Source organism: Roseburia sp. AF20-18LB, assembly GCF_003461185.1.
GTDB classification, from domain to species: domain Bacteria; phylum Bacillota; class Clostridia; order Lachnospirales; family Lachnospiraceae; genus Roseburia_C; species Roseburia_C amylophila.
Genome location: NZ_QTWP01000012.1, coordinates 1 through 14,820, shown reverse-complemented (window position 1 = coordinate 14,820; position 14,820 = coordinate 1). Strand labels below are relative to the sequence as shown.

Here is a 14,820-nt window from a genome sequence, read left to right as displayed (position 1 = left end):
GTAAAAGAACGTCCGTGAAACATAAAATAGATACAAGATTTAGTATAAATTAAAAAATAAGTCTACTATATTATGAAAGAAAATGTTTCATGTTTCACGTGAAACATTTTCTTTTGCTTTACAGGAAATTGCTTTTCTGTAAAGCAAAAAAATGCTCCACGAGAATGAACACTGCGGCATATAAGGTAGATATTGCAAGCGACCGCCGTAGGCGCGAGAATGTGCCAAAAACAAATTTTTTATTCAAATTTACATAACAAACTCGAAAAGTGTGTTTCTCATAGTTTATATAAGCAGCAATAAAAAACACATATTTATATAAATATTAAGGAAACATTGTATGATATAAGAATGCAATAAATAAAAGCAGAAACAGAGAAAATAATAGAAAAAAATACTTTCATTTCTACATGGATTTACTGGAAATGAAAGTGTTATAGTGTTATAATAAAACAAGTTCGGTACAGAGAAATAATAGAAAACTGAAATTTATGTTTCATTGATGAAACAGACAGAAAGGAAAATAATATGGGAAGAATAATAGCAATAGCAAATCAGAAAGGCGGAGTTGGTAAAACCACAACGTCTATTAATTTGTCATCATGTCTGGCAGAAGCCGGAAAAAAAATATTGGCAATAGATTTGGATCCGCAGGGAAATACTACCAGTGGATTGGGAGTTGATAAAGATGATTTAGAAAATACTGTTTACGAATTAATGCTGGATGAATGTACAATTCGTGAAAGTATTCATAAAACAGAGATTGAAAATCTGACTTTGATTCCATCTAATGTAAACTTGTCCGGAGCAGAGATTGAACTTTTGGGAATCAATGATAAAGAGTATATTTTAAAAAATGCAGTAGATTATATCCGGGACGATTATGATTTTATTATTATTGATTGTCCGCCATCTTTGAATATGCTGACAGTAAATGCTATGACAACAGCAGATACCGTATTGGTTCCAATTCAGTGTGAGTATTATGCATTGGAAGGAATCAGCCAGTTGATTCACACCATTGACCTGGTACAGGAAAGACTGAATCCAGATTTGAAGATGGAAGGAGTTGTATTTACTATGTATGATTCCAGAACAAATCTTTCTAATGAAGTAGTAGATAATGTAAAAAATAATTTACATACAACAATTTATAAAACAATCATTCCAAGAAATGTAAGATTAGCAGAAGCACCAAGTCACGGCCTTCCAATTAATCTATACGACAGCAGGTCAGCGGGAGCAGAAAGCTACAGACTTCTTGCAAAAGAAGTAATCGACAGGGAGGATATCTAAATGGCAACAAGAAAAGGTGGATTGGGAAAAGGTTTGGATTCATTGATTGCAGATAAAGTTGGAACATCCAATGAGAAGACAGATGCAAAAAATGAAGTTATGGTAAATATCAATAAAGTAGAACCAAATAAAGAACAGCCGAGAAAGAATTTTGATGAAGATGCATTATTAGAATTATCAGAGTCTATCAAACAGTTTGGTGTCTTGCAGCCACTTCTGGTAGTAGACCGGAAAGACTACTACGAAATCATTGCCGGTGAGCGAAGATGGAGAGCAGCAAAGATGGCAGGATTAAAGAAAGTTCCTGTAATCATCAAAGATTTAACTGAACAGGAAATCGTAGAGATTTCACTGATTGAGAATATCCAGAGAGAAAACTTAAATCCAATTGAAGAGGCAATTGCATATAAACGCCTTTTAAATGAATTCAATCTGAAACAGGATGAAGTTGCGGAGAGAGTATCAAAGAGCAGAACTGCAGTTACTAATTCCATGCGGCTTTTAAAACTTTGTGATAAAGTGCAGCAGATGGTAATTGACGATATGATTTCTACCGGGCATGCGAGAGCTTTACTTGGAATCACTGATGAAGAAAAACAGTATACACTTGCACAGAAAATCTTCGATGAGAAAATCAGTGTAAGAGATACTGAAAAGCTGGTAAAGAAAATGCAAAAACAGAAGAATGCACCTGCAAAAGAGGTGAATCCGGAAAAGAAAAAACTGGATGCTGTTTACCAGGAAGCAGAAGAAAAAATGAAAACAATACTTGGAACAAAGGTTATCATTAATCAGAAGGATTCTATGAAGGGAAAAATTGAAATCGAATATTATTCCCCGGATGAATTAACAAGAATATATGAATTAATCGAAAGTATTAAAAAATAGAACATTTGTTTGTAATTAAGAGAAGAGGATAACAAAATGATTTTTTCAGAATATTTAGGAATTGATTCCGATTATGTAATAGTAGGACTGGCAGCACTGGTATTGATACTTTTTATAGTTACCATTGTAAATATCGTCCAGATGAGTAAGTTAAAAAAGAAATATAAAAAGTTCATGTCCGGAAAAGATGCCAGGACGCTGGAAGATGTATTGAAAGAGCGTTTAGATGAAATAGATGATCTGGTTGCATCTAACAAGGCAAATAAGAAAAATATCGAAGATATATTTGCTACTTTACGTTTTACATTCCAGAAACTTGGACTTGTAAAATATGATGCCTTTAATGAGATGGGTGGAAAGCTGAGCTTTTCCCTTGCAATGTTGAATGAGCGCAATGACGGATATATCATCAATGCAATGCATAGCAGAGAAGGCTGCTATACGTATATTAAGGAAATTATTGATGGAAATTCTATTATTGCACTTTCCGAAGAAGAAAAAGAAGCTTTAGAAATGGCAATGAAATCAAAAGATGAATAAATTTAATGAATAAATTTGCAGAAAGCAGATTGTAAAAATGACAGGCATACTATATAATAGGGTATGCCTGTTTTAGGTTTTCAGATGGTATTTCAAGGAAGGAAGAACAGATTCGTGCATAGCTATTTAAGAGCAATTGGATTTCAGAACAATATGAAAAAATCTGATATAGAGAAACTCACGGATAAAATCGTTTCATCCCCGGATAGAATTGAAGTCTCAGAAGATTCCATGGGAAATGAATTTGTAGAAATGACGAAAGAGATTGCACCGGGAGCTGGAATCCGTGTTTGCGGAGAATATGCAGAAGATGGAACCTTTCATACCGAATACTATTACCCGTATGTAGAGGGTGACGGAATCACGACCCAGGAGCAGATAGAGATAGAGAAGCATTCCGAAAAAGAATCATATGCCGGTGTCTGTGACGAAATGAAGCTGGGCGTTACATTGATTTTCTATTTACAGAATGTTGCAGAATATTTATCCGAGCATCACAGAAATCCGAAGATGCGTCCAATGTCCGCTACATTAAGTGCATTGTCATTAAATGGAAAAATCATTATGCCAATCAGCAAAAATGAAAAGCAGATCCAGAATACAAAGAAAAACAGTCAGGACCGTAATTACCTCATTGCAGCTGCAAGAGAGGGAGACGAGGATGCCATTGAAAATCTTACACTGGAAGATATTGATACTTATTCCATGTTGTCAAGACGGATAGCTAACGAGGATATCTTAAGTATTGTAGATTCCTATTTTATGCCATACGGAATCGAAAGTGACCAGTATTCCATTTTAGGTGAAATTGTAGATTACAGGATGGAGAATAATAAGATGACAGGTGATAAAATCTGTTTGCTTACACTGGACTGTAACGATTTGATATATGATGTCTGCATCAATGAAAAAGACCTTCTGGGGGAACCTGCAATTGGCAGAAGATTTAAAGGAGTCATCTGGATGCAGGGAAAAGTAAATTATTAGGTAATATTAGTTCTCATAGTTAAATGGATATAACAAGTGCCTCCTAAGGTTCAATCATGGTTGAGACTTATGGAAGCTGAGAAGTGATAAGTCAGAGTTCGATTCCAACAGGGATTGACCTGAATGTCAAAATAAGATACAATGGAAATTCATCACAAGAGTGATTGAATTCATAGATATGGCAGCCGGAGCCAAAAGAGCTGAAAAGCCCGAAAATACGGCATTTGTCTCCTTAGTTAAATGGATATAACGGGGTCCTCCTAAGGTTCAATCATGGTTGAGACTTATGGAAGTTGGAAAGTGATAAGTCAGAGTTCGATTCCAACAGGGATTGACCTGAATGTCAAAATAAGATACAATGGAAATTCATCACTAAGTGTTGAATTCATAGATATGGCAGCCGGAGCCAAAAGAGCTGAAAAGCCCGAAAATACGGCATTTGTCTCCTTAGTTAAATGGATATAACGGGGTCCTCCTAAGACTCTATTGTAGGTTCGATTCCTATAGGAGACGCTCATTTTTAGCGGTAATGAAGATAGTTTCATTGCCGCTTTTTTTGTGCAGAATTGCAATTTCAGTGACAAATTTGTCAGCGAAACAAGGTTGAAAATACTGACTTTGTCAGCGGGGATGGATGCTTGTCACCGATTCATATTTTCCGGTCTGTCACCTAGAGGGATTAACTACAGTGTAGGATGAGTTTTGGGGTGTAAAATTAGGAAAAGCAGTGAGATAAAACACTATATTCTTGCCTGTGATATCAGGCCTGTCGGAAGAGTCCGTTCAGATTAGATAAAAACAATCTATTCTGGACGGGCTTTTTTGCGTTCAGGGAAAGGAAGTTGCCTATGGAAGAAAAGAAGGAATTGCTGGATCAGGATGAAAGAGTTGTAGAGATTGAGCTGGAAAGACTTCGGGGATTTGTAAACCATCCATTCAAGGTTCAGGCGGACAGTCAGATGATTGAATTACAGGAGAGCATTAAGAAGTATGGAATATTAAATCCTCTGATAGTCAGACCGAGGCAGGATGGAACTTATGAGATCATATCGGGTCACAGAAGAAAATTTGCAGCTGAAAAGATAGGTTATCGTAAGGTACCTGTGATCATTCGTGTATTAAAAGATGACGAAGCGGTTGTATCTATGGTTGATTCAAATTTACAACGGGAAATGATTAGTCCAAGCGAAAAAGCATTTGCTTACAAAATGAAGTATGAAGCAATCAAAAGGAAGGCAGGAAGAAGAAAATGTGGTCAGGTAGACCATAATTTGGGAAAGAAAAGCATTGAGCTCATTGGAGAAGAATGTGGAGACAGCCCCAAGCAGGTTCAAAGATATATCAAAATAACAGAACTTATTCCAGAAATGCTTGAAAAGGTGTGAATCTAGGAATAGGATTGGCACAGGAAGGAAAGAAAGTGCTTATGATAGACGCTGATCCACAAGGAAGTCTTACAATCAGCTTAGGTTATGAGGAGCCGGATGAAATGGAGTATTCTCTGGCAACACTGATGATGAACATTGTGAATGATGAAAAACTGAATATAGAAAAGACTATCTTACACCATAAGGAAGGAGTGGACCTTATCCCAGCCAACATTGAATTATCAGCGATAGAGGTGTCTTTGGTAAATGCCATGAGCAGGGAACTGATTCTGAGATCTATGGTAGACAGGCTGAGAGAATTTTATGATTGTTAATGAATTACTGCTTGAAGCGATAAAGGAAGTTTGCGACTATGCACAGAACAACGAAGCCGAGTTTATGGCGCAAGTCTGTTCCGCTTCCGAGGACAGACAGGCAAAAGCGGCTAAAGCTATCCGACAGAGGAAACAGCGCAGCGAAAAGCGCACCGACGAATTGAGCCGCTTAATTCGCAAGCTCTACGAGGACAATGTAAATGGGCGGCTTTCAGACAAGCTCTTTGAACAAATGTTGCATGATTTTGAAGCCGAGTTAGAGGGCTTGACCGATAGTATCACACAAGACCAGCAGGAGCTTGACCGCATAAGCAGGGAAACCGTCAATGCCGAGAAGTTTCTTGCCCTTGTCAAAAAATATACGGATTTTTCCGAACTCACCCCCGCAATGATAAATGAGTTTGTTGAAAAAATCCTTGTTCATCAAGCCGAGGGCAAAGGCGCAAGCCGTACACAGGAAGTCGAGATTTTCTTTAACTTTATCGGCAAGGTAGAAATCCCGCGCAAAGAAATTGAACTAACAGAGGAAGAAAAGGCAGCATTAGCGGAACAGGAACGACGCAGGGCGAAGAAAGCCGAGTATAACCGCCGCTATATGGAGAAGAAGCGCAGACAATGGAAAGAGCAACAGGAACGGGAGAAAGAACAGCAGGAAGCTCTTGAATTACCTGCTGCTTCCACCGAGAAAGGAGAACGCATAGCATGAGAATACTCATTGACAATGGCAACACCCCCGCCGCCCCGCGCCCGTATATCGGGCATTACGGGCGGTTGCGGAAAGCCTACCTTGAACAGTACCGCCCCGACCTCTACACCGCCCTTGTCGCAAATGAGAAGCTGCATGAGCATTGCGCCGAGATTGACGAAGCCGCCCGGAGCCGGATTGACCTTATCATGCCGCAGCTTGCAAGGAGCGCGGGAGCTACCGAAGCACTCAAAGCTACCGACCCCATGAAATGGGTGGGACTGATGAACGCTTGCAGGGCGCAAGCGGAGGAAATTGCCAAGTTTGAGCTAGTCTATGTTTGACGGTCAAGAGCCGGAAAAAACGGAAATCACGCGATAGGAGCTGCCCGGACGAGGAATGGTTCATCGGGGCGGTTTCTATTTGAAAATCCTCATTTTCCCCAAGTCAAGAGCCGGGAAAAACACCCGAAAAATGCCCCTATTGCGTAACAGGGGCGCAGAAAGGAGAGTTTATGAGAACAGGGCTTACGAAGCAGGAAAAGACCACCGATATTTGGTTTGACGAGAAAAACCCGATTATCCATATCCGCACCCACAACACCGACTTAAAGAAGCGGCTTGCCGCCTACTCCGGACAGTACCCCGACCAGTGCCGCCAGACCGACGCAGACCCCGAAACGGGCTGCATGGAGTTTGAGATTGCAAAGGGGCGCTTCTCTTTCCGTCTGACCGCCCCATACAACGAGGAACGGCGGGAAGCTGCGCGGCGGTCTGCCAGAGAAAACAAGGCCACTGACAGGCTGAAATGAGGTGGATTTATTCATAACCATGTGCTATGATATTTATAGATAGTGAAACTTCCTTTCAATTTTTTCGTCTATACAAGTAACAGAGAAGAACAGGAGGCTTGTTCCATGAGAAAAAAGAGATTGATGATTGCAATAGCTTGTATCATTTTAGTAGGTATCGCGGTAATCGTATTTTTTTCACAACAGGGGAAAAAACCGTATAAGGATTTGGACGCAGCGCAGATTGTTTCCGCTAAAGTGTTATTAACACCGCCAGACAAAACGATTGAGATTGAAAATATCCAAGAATTAGTTGAATATTTGAATGATGTTGTTGTCTATAATGAGGATAATTCTTACACAGAGTATGATGGACAAGGCGTTGTTTTTACCTTGACTATGGTAGACGGTACACAAACAGATATTATGGCGTATAACCCATTTATTGTCATTGACGGTATCGGTTATAAGACAAAATATGAGCCATGTGAAGCACTCAACAGCTATGCAAATGAATTACTAAACTCTGGGACTGCCAATATAATTTTGGAAGAACCGCCCACATTAAGCGTTGTGAGTGACGAAACCGCTATCGGTGCAGTATTAGGAACTTATTCGTGGCAAAAAACAAATATTGACGGAACTGCTGAAAGCACAATAGCTGATAGCCCACACCCGTTAGAGTGCAAGGATCTGTTGTCCCCGCCATTTGAAACAACAGAAACAACAGCTACATTAAGATTTACAGAAGACCCAGATACAATTTTAAGTGTGCAGTGCTGGAGTGACGAACATTGGGGAGAGCCTGCTACAAACAGCGAAGATGTAACTATTGTTGGAAACGTACTCACTCTTAAACTGGGCGGATATATTTATGAAGTAACAGCTGAATGGAATACTGAAAATGGCTATGGCGGAACAGCAAGCTATTTTATATATTTGAAAACAGCAGACTAAAATTGAATAGCCACCCACAAGGGCAGCCGAGAAAATCGACTGTCCTTTTTCTATGCCGACAGGCAGAAAGGAGCGACCACCCATGACAAAGCCAAGAGAGAAAACCCGCGAGGAATTGACTGCCGAGATTGAGGACGGGAAGAAGAAAATCCGGCAGTTTGAAAATCGGGAAAAGATGCTGCGTCAGAAGCTATCCAAAGAGGAACGCAGAACACGCAGCCACCGCCTTATTGTCCGGGGCGCGGTCTTTGAAAGCATTGTGCCGGAAGCAAAGAACATGACCGACGAGGAAGCCGCAGCACTTCTTAGGCTTGCCTTGACGAGTGAACCAGCGCGGGAATATCTGAAAAAACGAGCCGAAAGCAGGAACGCCGAATAAATCCCTTAGGAACTAAGGGCGCACTTATACACCCTTACGGGCGTGTGCGCTCTGCCGAGGGCTTATCTTCGCACAGGGAGATTTCCCCGCGCTCCGATATGGCGGCTTTGCCGCAACAAGGGGCTGCACCCCTTGCGCCGCTTCGCGGCTATCCCTGCACACCCACAAAAACAGTACACCCGCCGTTGGCGTCTGTACCATTTTTGCGGGTTTTATTATCCTATCCGGGAGGTGATACCCATAGCCATTTACCATTGGAACATCGGCATTGTGAGCCGAGGAAAAGGCAAATCAGCCGTTGCCGCAGCCGCCTACCGAAGCGGCGAAAAGCTGACAAACGAATGGGACGGAATGACTCATGACTACACTCGCAAAGGCGGCGTTGTCCATACAGAAATCATGTTGCCGCCCCACGCACCGCCCTCATTTTCTGACCGTTCAACCTTGTGGAACAGCGTGGAGCTTTACGAGAAAGCCGGGAACGCCCAGCTTGCGCGTGAGATTGACGCAGCACTCCCCATAGAATTATCCAGAGAGGAACAGATCCGGCTTGTCCGGGAATACTGTTCCTCTCAATTTGTTTCCAGAGGAATGTGTGTGGATTTTGTTATCCACGACACCAACAGCGGCAACCCCCATTGTCATATTATGCTTACCATGCGCCCCCTTGACGAGCGCGGAGCATGGGCGGCGAAATCCAAAAAGGAATATGACCTTGACGAAAACGGCGAGCGTATCCGCTTGCCAAGTGGCAGATACAAGACGCACAAAATTGACCTTACAGGCTGGAACGACAAGGACAACACCCTCTTGTGGCGCAAGGCATGGGCTGACTATACCAACGACTTTTTGGAGAGAAACGGAAGCCCGGAGCGTATCGACCACCGCAGCAACGCCGAGCGCGGCATTGACGAAATACCGACCGTCCATATGGGCGTAGCCGCCTGTCAAATGGAGAAGAAAGGTGTAGCCACCGAGAAAGGCGAACTGAACCGAAATATCCAAAAAGCAAACCGCCTTATACGGGAAATCCGGGCGCAGGTTAGCAAGCTCAAAGAATGGATTGCCGACCTGTTCAAAGTGTGGGAAACCGCCCCGAAGCCGCCGCCGCAATCTCCCAACCTTGCAAATCTGTTGATGAAGTATTTGAGCGTTCAGAGAGAAAAGAGCCGGAAGTATTCGCAGCGTTGGCAACAACAGCACACAGCCGATGAACTGAAAACCATAGCGGCAGCGGTCAACTATCTCTCCGAGCATGGTATCTCTAATCTTGATGAGCTTGACGCTTCCCTTTCCTCTGTCAGTGATAGAGCCTATTCAATCCGGGCAGGAATGAAAACCGCCGAGGAACGCATGAAGAAGCTACAAAAGCTAATTGAATACGGGAAGAACTACACAGAGTACAAGCCCATTCACGATGAACTGAAAAAGCTGCAAAACGGCTGGACAAACAAGCGCGACAAGTACGAGGAAGCCCACCGCGCCGAGCTGACCCTATGGAACGCAGCAAGTCGCTATCTCCATGCAAATCTGCAGAAAGGAACAAAGACCTTGCCTATTGCGGAATGGGAACAGGAATATGCTGACCTCAAAACACAGAGGGACAGCGATTATACCAAACTGAAAGATACCCGCACCAATGTTTCAGAGCTTCAAAAAATCCGCAAATGCGTGGATATTGCACTCCGCGCCGACCAAGCGGAGCAGACGCAGAGCCGCACCAAACGGCATGATATAGACCGCTGAAAGGAGTTGAACTTTTATGTATTACACCCAAGAACAGATAGACCGCGCCAACCAAGCCGACCTTGTTTCTTTCCTGCAATCACAGGGCAGCAGCTTACCCGCGCCGGACAGGAATACCGCTGGAAGCGGCACGACAGCCTGACCGTCCGGGGAAACAAATGGTACAGGCACAGCCAGAGCAAGGGCGGTGCACCCATTGATTTTGTCATGGAGTTTTTCGGCAAGAGCTTCACCGAAGCCGTTGAACTGCTGACAGGCGAAAAAGGAGCCGCCCCGCCGCTGGACAGACCAAGCCCCGCGCCCCTATCCGACTTCCGGCTACCACCCCGCAGCACCGACAACCGCATAGCGAGGAACTACCTCACAGCAGCCCGCCGCATTGATGAAGATGTGACGGGCTTTTTCTTTTCCACCGGGGATATTTACGAGGAAGCCGCCCACCATAACGCCGTATTCGTCGGCAGAGATGAAAGCGGCATACCGCGATACGCCCATCAGCGCGGCACAGCCGGGAGTTTTCGGCTTGATGTGAAAGGCAGCGACAAAGCCTTTAACTTCTGCTACCGTGGCGAGGGCGAAAGGTTGTTTGTCTTTGAAGCCCCGATAGACCTCTTATCTTTCCTCTGCCTGTTCAAAAAGGACTGGCAGAAGCAAAGCTATCTGGCGTTGGGCGGCGTGGGAGAAAAAGCCCTGTTGCGCTTTCTCTCTGACCGTCCGAACATCAAGACCGTTTTTCTCTGCCTTGACAGCGACCAAGCCGGAAGCGACGCTTGCAGCCGCCTTGCGGAGCTTGTGCCGGAGGGCTTGACCGTCCATCGGCTTATCCCTCTTTTCAAGGACTGGAACGAGGTATTGCAGCACCGGGCAGAAATCACAGACGGGAAGTATTTGCGGGAAGCAATCTACGGCTTGAAAGAGCCGCCGCAGGAAGAAACCGTTGAGATTATCCGCATGAGCGAGGTTGACACACAGACCGTTGAATGGCTATGGGAGCCGTATATTCCCTTTGGGAAAGTAACCATTGTGCAGGGCAATCCCGGCGAGGGCAAGACCACTTTTGCCCTACGCCTTGCCGCCGCCTGCACCACCGGGGGAACGCTGCCGGGAATGAAGCCCTTGCCGCCATTCCAAGTAATTTACCAGACCGCCGAGGACGGGCTGGGCGATACCGTCAAGCCACGCTTGATAGAAGCCGCCGCAGACCTTGACCGGGTGCTTGTGATTGATGAAGCCAAGCGGGAGCTTACCCTGTCCGATGAGCGCATAGAAAAGGCAATCACGCAGAACGGGGCGCGGCTGATTATCCTTGACCCCATACAGGCGTACATGGGCGAAAAAACCGACATGAACCGGGCAAACGAAGTGCGCCCCATGTTCCGCCGCCTTGCCGATGTTGCCGAGCGTACCGGGTGCGCCGTTATCCTTATCGGACATCTCAACAAAGCTGCCGGAGGGCAGAGCGCATACCGGGGCTTAGGTTCTATCGACTTCCGCGCCGCAGCAAGGAGCGTCCTGCTGATCGGGCGCGTGAAGCGAGAACCGAATGTGCGCGTTATCGTCCATGACAAATCTTCCCTTGCGCCGGAGGGCAAGCCCGTTGCCTTTTGCCTTGACCCGGAAACGGGCTTTTCATGGATAGGCGAATACGACATCACCGCCGACGAGCTGCTGTCCGGCGCGGGCGGCAACACCGCCACCAAAACCGAACAGGCGGAACGGCTGATACTGGATTTACTGGCAGACGGGAAAGAGCTTGCCAGCGAGGACATAGAGAAAGCCGCTACAGAAGCGGGCATATCCGCCCGTACCGTCCGGGCGGCAAAGAGAAACCTTGACGGGCGCATTACCTCAAAGCGCATTGGCGCGGCATGGTATCACGCTCTTAAAAAGTGAAACGGCAAAATCCAAGTGGCAAAACCCAGATACCTTGCCACTTTGCCACTTCGCCACTTCAACCTCAAAACCACCGCCCCATGTATGACCGCATGGGGCTTTTCTCATGGAAAGGAGAGCCTATGAACAACGACACCAGCAACCGCAGCACCCCCGCAACCGCTTCCCCTCTGACCGTAAAGGAAGCCGCGCCACCTGTAATGATAAAGAAAATCGGAAAGACCACCTACCGCGTCAAAATCCATTTCAGTGAAACGAGCAAAGAAACCATGAGCGACAAAATCAAGCGTCTGATTTTGAATGACAGCGAAAAAAGTTCTTAAACACCCTTGACAAAACGTATCAGAGTATTCGGTTTTGGGAGGAACTACAGGATAAACGACCCTGTTGATTAATCCGTCATTTTCTAATTCTCTAAGTTGCTGGGTAAGCATTTTGGGAGTTGCAGATTTAATGAGCTTTCCTAATTCATTAAATCTAAGTGTTTTTCCAATGAGATGCCATAGGATAAGTGACTTATATTTACCACCTATAAGCTGAAGGGTTGCTTCTACTGGACATTGGAAAGATTGACATGGTTTCATTATATACGACCTCCTGAAATTTGAATCCATAGTATCATTTTGGGTAGTATGGCACTTAAAAGTGCGTACTTGTAAAAAAGAAATACTGTGATAGCATTATAGCGTACTTGTTGAGCAGGCACAACAAAAATGTATTAAAAATGAAAGTGAGGAATATTTTTATGGAGTTTTTATCTTTAGCAAAACAGAGATGTTCTGTAAGAAAGTATAAAACTGATGAGATTGAAAAGGAAAAATTGGACAAAATTCTGGAGGCTGCTAGAATTGCTCCAACAGCAGCAAATGCTCAGTCGCAGAGACTGTTAGTAATTAGTAGCCAAGAAGCAAAAGAAAAATTGTCTAAAGGAGTAAATTATCATGGCGCCCCGTTGGCTATCATTGTATGTGGGGATCATTCAGATGTTTTTGTGCGTCCGTTTGATAAAAAGGATATGGTAAGTGTTGATGCAACAATAGTTGCGGATCATATAGTATTAGAAGCAGAGGATTTAGGACTTAGTTCTTGTTGGCTTACATATTTTGATCCTGAGATTATCAGAAATGAGTTTAATATTCCAAGTAACCTTGAACCAATAGCAATTATTGCGGTGGGATATGCTGACACAGAAAAGGCATCACCAGACAGACATTCAAAGGATAGAAAAGCGCTTGAAAGCCTTGTTTGTTACGAAACTTTTTAAGCATATTAAGAAATAAAAGAGATTGTGTTTAAAGATGGAAAACTTGTCTGAGACGCAGCGAAGTAAATAAAATGAATAATATAGGAAGTCAGTAGTGCGTGAATAAACTGCTGGCTTCTTTTTTGATAGATACAGTCACTCCCAGAGAGTGTGCAGGATAGTAAAGTAATAATATCAACATGACGATATAGAAAATGCAGGGAAGCATTGTATTTCAAAGAGTTTGAGATACAGTGCTTCTGCGTTTCTATAGGAGATAGTCGTTCTATGCGCAAAATAGTCATTTGATGCAGAGAATGATCGAGTGAAAGATTTGTTTGATATAATAAAGAGTGCTAGGTGAGACTTGTATGGTTTACAGGTATGAGAGCAATCAAAGACAGGAATGAAAAATATGAACATTATTATTTGTGATGACAGGATAGATGACAGAAAAAATTTGTCAGATTTGCTGTCAGACTATGGTGAAAAAAAGAATTATGAGTTTGCTATTACAGAATATGAATCCGGAGAACAGTTATGCGAAGATCAATCGGCTTTGGAAGCGTGTCAGCTATTATTTCTGGACATCAATATGCAGGGGATGGATGGGCTGAAAACAGCTATGAGGATTAAAGAAAAATATCCAAAACTTCCGGTTGTGCTGGTGACGGCATACATGAATTACGCACTGGATGGATATAAGGTGAAAGCAAGCCGTTTTCTGCTGAAAGATAACCTTGCAGATACTATAGAAGAATGTATGGATGATTTGATAGCAGAAATTAATAAAAACCGTAGGATTCTCGAATTTCGTTTTGTGGAAGGAACGATAAAACTTTATGCAGATGACATCATTTATATAGAAACAGAACTTCACAAAAATGTATTTTATACTGAAAAAGGTACGTTTCAGATTTATAAAAAACTGGATGAACTGGAAAACGAATTAAAGAATATGGGATTTGTGCGGGCGCATTTAAGTTTTCTTGTAAATATGAGGTACATTACAAAGATCAGCGGATATGTGATGACACTTACCACGGGAAAAAAGATTCCGGTTCCCAAGGCACGATATGCACAGGTGAAGAGGGAATATATGCTGTATAAAGGAGAAGAATAATATGACATTCTGGGTATTGGTATTTATTGCGGAAATGCTGGAAGTAAAAGGAACGCTATACTTTTTTGATACTTTTATGGAAAAAAGAGATGGCGGATATAGGAACAGATACAGATTTTTTGTTTATTGCGGAGTGCTTTATCTGGCAGCAGTCACAGGGATATGGATCGGAATGTTAAAATGTATCCCGATTATACTGGTTATGTCTTTCCTGAATCTGGCTTATTATGAAGTTTCCTTCCGGCAGAGTTTTTTGTTTTCAATCATCAACTATACAATGCTTGTATTGATTGATTATGTGACTGTTTTGCTGGGAAGAAGAGGTTCAATCCAAGAAAAATGGTTTTTACAGGCACTGATATCAAAGACGGTTTTTATCATTCTGATGTTGTTTATCAGAAGATTTAGCAAGACAAGAAAAAGCTGCGGTCTGATTACAGGAAAAGAATGGTTACAGTTTTTCTGTGTTCCTGTATTTACGGTGGTCGGTTTCATTCTTATGTTTTATTCAGAAAACGATGATATGCAGAATGTATTTTTATTTCTTTCGGTGGGACTGGTTGCGATTAACCTTATCCTTATGGAGTTCAT

13 protein-coding genes, 1 tRNA gene and 5 pseudogenes are annotated in these 14,820 nt (G+C 43.2%); 18 read left to right on the top strand and 1 reads right to left on the bottom strand.

All coding sequences use genetic code 11. The annotated features are described in order from the left end of the window. Positions 1-528 precede the first annotated feature (528 nt). The 15 genes and pseudogenes from DWX65_RS13790 (at position 529) to DWX65_RS15715 (ending at position 12,186) form a co-directional block, all read left to right on the top strand. A complete protein-coding gene (locus DWX65_RS13790; protein ID WP_022242306.1) occupies positions 529-1,296 on the top strand; it encodes a ParA family protein in 768 nt (255 codons plus the stop codon). After that, a complete protein-coding gene (locus tag DWX65_RS13785) occupies positions 1,297-2,184 on the top strand; it encodes a ParB/RepB/Spo0J family partition protein (protein ID WP_117699143.1) in 888 nt (295 codons plus the stop codon). A gap of 39 nt (positions 2,185-2,223) precedes the next feature. Then, positions 2,224-2,724, top strand: coding sequence for a DUF4446 family protein (locus tag DWX65_RS13780; RefSeq protein ID WP_117699147.1), 501 nt, complete (start codon positions 2,224-2,226; stop codon positions 2,722-2,724). A 114-nt stretch (positions 2,725-2,838) separates the two neighbouring features. Beyond that, positions 2,839-3,711, top strand: coding sequence for a DUF3881 family protein (locus DWX65_RS13775; RefSeq protein ID WP_022242309.1), 873 nt, complete (start codon positions 2,839-2,841; stop codon positions 3,709-3,711). A gap of 441 nt (positions 3,712-4,152) precedes the next feature. After that, positions 4,153-4,224 (top strand) — tRNA-Arg (locus DWX65_RS13770). Between the two features lie 335 nt (positions 4,225-4,559). Then, positions 4,560-5,093, top strand: a pseudogene (locus DWX65_RS13765) (ParB/RepB/Spo0J family partition protein); the annotation flags it as partial. Then, positions 5,093-5,407: pseudogene (locus tag DWX65_RS13760) on the top strand (ParA family protein); the annotation flags it as partial. The pseudogenes DWX65_RS13765 and DWX65_RS13760, both read left to right, overlap by 1 nt. Beyond that, complete coding sequence (locus DWX65_RS13755; RefSeq protein ID WP_330414829.1) at positions 5,403-6,119, top strand: DUF4368 domain-containing protein; 717 nt, start codon at positions 5,403-5,405, stop codon at positions 6,117-6,119. The pseudogene DWX65_RS13760 and the gene DWX65_RS13755, both read left to right, overlap by 5 nt. Continuing rightward, entirely contained in the window at positions 6,116-6,442 is a 327-nt protein-coding gene (locus DWX65_RS13750; protein ID WP_117465425.1) for a TnpV protein, read from the top strand. Before DWX65_RS13755 ends, DWX65_RS13750 begins: the two co-directional genes overlap by 4 nt. A 170-nt stretch (positions 6,443-6,612) precedes the next feature. Beyond that, positions 6,613-6,909, top strand: coding sequence for a hypothetical protein (locus DWX65_RS13745; protein WP_117465424.1), 297 nt, complete (start codon positions 6,613-6,615; stop codon positions 6,907-6,909). 105 nt (positions 6,910-7,014) lie between these two features. Next, positions 7,015-7,845, top strand: coding sequence for a hypothetical protein (locus tag DWX65_RS15440; protein ID WP_227194785.1), 831 nt, complete (start codon positions 7,015-7,017; stop codon positions 7,843-7,845). 82 nt (positions 7,846-7,927) lie between these two features. After that, positions 7,928-8,224 carry a DUF3847 domain-containing protein gene (locus DWX65_RS13735; protein WP_117465423.1) on the top strand — a complete coding sequence of 99 codons (297 nt, stop codon included), beginning with the start codon at positions 7,928-7,930 and terminating at the stop codon, positions 8,222-8,224. Positions 8,225-8,455: 231 nt separating this feature from the next. Further along, a complete protein-coding gene (mobQ, locus tag DWX65_RS13730) occupies positions 8,456-9,970 on the top strand; it encodes a MobQ family relaxase (RefSeq protein ID WP_117842312.1) in 1,515 nt (504 codons plus the stop codon). Positions 9,971-9,986: 16 nt separating this feature from the next. Beyond that, a pseudogene (locus DWX65_RS13725) lies at positions 9,987-11,863 on the top strand (AAA family ATPase). 80 nt (positions 11,864-11,943) lie between these two features. After that, a complete protein-coding gene (locus tag DWX65_RS15715; RefSeq protein WP_005928600.1) occupies positions 11,944-12,186 on the top strand; it encodes a transposon-encoded TnpW family protein in 243 nt (80 codons plus the stop codon). Positions 12,187-12,207: 21 nt separating this feature from the next. Here DWX65_RS15715 and DWX65_RS13715 read toward each other — a convergent pair. After that, a pseudogene (locus DWX65_RS13715) lies at positions 12,208-12,447 on the bottom strand (winged helix-turn-helix transcriptional regulator); the annotation flags it as partial. Positions 12,448-12,587: 140 nt separating this feature from the next. Between DWX65_RS13715 and DWX65_RS13710 the strand changes: the two are divergent. From DWX65_RS13710 to DWX65_RS13700, 3 genes and pseudogenes are all read left to right on the top strand, one after another. Then, entirely contained in the window at positions 12,588-13,127 is a 540-nt protein-coding gene (locus tag DWX65_RS13710) for a nitroreductase family protein (RefSeq protein WP_330414828.1), read from the top strand. A gap of 394 nt (positions 13,128-13,521) precedes the next feature. Next, positions 13,522-14,229 carry a LytR/AlgR family response regulator transcription factor gene (locus DWX65_RS13705; RefSeq protein ID WP_242997883.1) on the top strand — a complete coding sequence of 236 codons (708 nt, stop codon included), beginning with the start codon at positions 13,522-13,524 and terminating at the stop codon, positions 14,227-14,229. Between the two features lies 1 nt (position 14,230). Next, positions 14,231-14,820, top strand: a pseudogene (locus DWX65_RS13700) (sensor histidine kinase); the annotation flags it as partial.